Raw genomic sequence first — 1,812 nt, 5'->3', positions numbered from 1 at the left:
TAATTAGTTTGCTCGTTTCAAAATCACTGTTGAGCCATTCTTCTAAGTCTCCATTCTTGATGCAAGTTAGAATTCGAAGCATGCCTTCGGCACCAGCTTCAGACCAATATTTGCCTTGGCCTTTAACGCGATAAGTATACTTACGGTGATTACTTTCACAACTACCAATTGCCTTGGTAACTTTTAAATCACGCATTTTGAACGGCTTAATATCGTTCCAGCGGCGATCAATATAGCTGCGTAGCCGCGTTAAATGCTCGTGGTTTTGCGGCGTATCTAGTTCATCGATCAATTTACTTTCGGCAGTGTCTAGGACCGTATTCACTAAGTCGCGATCGTATTTAATCTCTAAGGCATAAATCAATTTACCTTGGAGTTCTGGGGCAAAACAGAGTCGATCTTTAATCTTTTTGTTCAAGTGGAAGACGTCTAAGAAGTGCTCATGCTTACTGCAACGGCCGATGATTTCGTCAAAGTCCTTTTTAGTATAACCAGCGCCACCATCCGCATTACTGATGATCAAGGTATTAGTCAGATCATAGGTATTAGCCAAATACTCCTTGGCTTCATTCAAAGCATCCAAGCGGCTTAATGACACAAATTCCTTGGCATTAATTCGCTCTCTACGCTGGTAAGTTACGTTACGGATTCCTTCACAAACCTGATAACGATGAAATTCTAAGCGGCCTTGGGTACCTTTAATCATGACACCATCGCCTTCAAGATAGAGCACTGGCACTTGTTTCTTTTTAGTTTGACCATCATAACGACTATCAGCTTCTTGTTGTTCTTTGATCTTTTGTCCAGCAACCTTAACCAAATTACCAATCTGAGCATGACTAATATTAAAGCCAGCTAGGCAATTAACCGCTAAGGCAGTATTGCGATAAGTGGCTACACTGCTAACTTCTAAAATATTTCTCACAGCTAAAACACTATAATGTTTATATTTATCAAAGCCCATTAATTCATCTAAGGGATAGCGACTCTCTTGACCAGCTTTCACATATCTTCTTCTGGCATAAGTTACTTCGCCAAAGGCCATGTTAATTGACCGTTGATTCTTCTTTTCAATCTGGTAGCCTTGACCTTTCATTGATTCACTCAGCTCTTGATCTAATGCTTCCAAAGCTAAAGACATCAAGTCTCTAATCAAATTGAGAAAGAAGACCAGTAACGCTTTTTCACGCTTAATAATATTAGTTTCAGACTTTATAATTTTGACGATTTCAGTTACAATTAATTCCATAAAAGACCAGCTTCTAATGTATTTTTGTTCTTAACATCAGACTACTGGTCTTTTTGTTTTGGAGTCAAGTCCTAAAAAGGATTTGACTCTTTTTAATTTGTAACTAAGCGTCACCGCAAACTATTTTACACTCAGGTTTCAAATTTTAACAATTTCTTTTAGCCGTTGATAAATCTGCAAATATGTAGTGAAGAGGAGAACTTTTTAATCTTTAACTTCAGCAATTATTTTATATTATTAAATAACATATGCTAAATTATAATGATAAGTTGTTGCTTATGTATCATCTTAGATACTTTTTTCCAACAAAAAAGAGAATTCCCACAATTGATACATTTCCTGTCAAGTAGACAGTAGAATTACATAAAGTTTTTAGTCCTCAGTTGATTATTAATCAGCTGAGGATTTTTTTTAGCTTCTTTAATTTTCTTGTCGTGTATCTTTTAATTCGATGATTTGGTGCAATAGGGCAACTCTTAATATTGCCTTTGAGTGCCTCTCTTCGCATTTCTCCAGCTGTTAGCCCATTAAAACCTTTCTGTGGATCTTCATTAATGTAATAG

At 36.5% G+C, this 1,812-nt stretch carries 1 protein-coding gene; it reads right to left on the bottom strand.

The annotated features are described in order from the left end of the window. Window positions 1-1,249: ISLre2 family transposase (locus EJK17_RS11135; protein WP_127796432.1), on the bottom strand; the 1,249-nt coding region annotated here is incomplete at its 3' end. Window positions 1,250-1,812: the final 563 nt, after the last annotated feature.

This window comes from Lactobacillus xujianguonis (assembly GCF_004009905.1).
GTDB classification, from domain to species: domain Bacteria; phylum Bacillota; class Bacilli; order Lactobacillales; family Lactobacillaceae; genus Lactobacillus; species Lactobacillus xujianguonis.
Note: the sequence above shows the minus strand (reverse complement) of the source record. Positions and strands in the feature narration are given on the sequence as shown.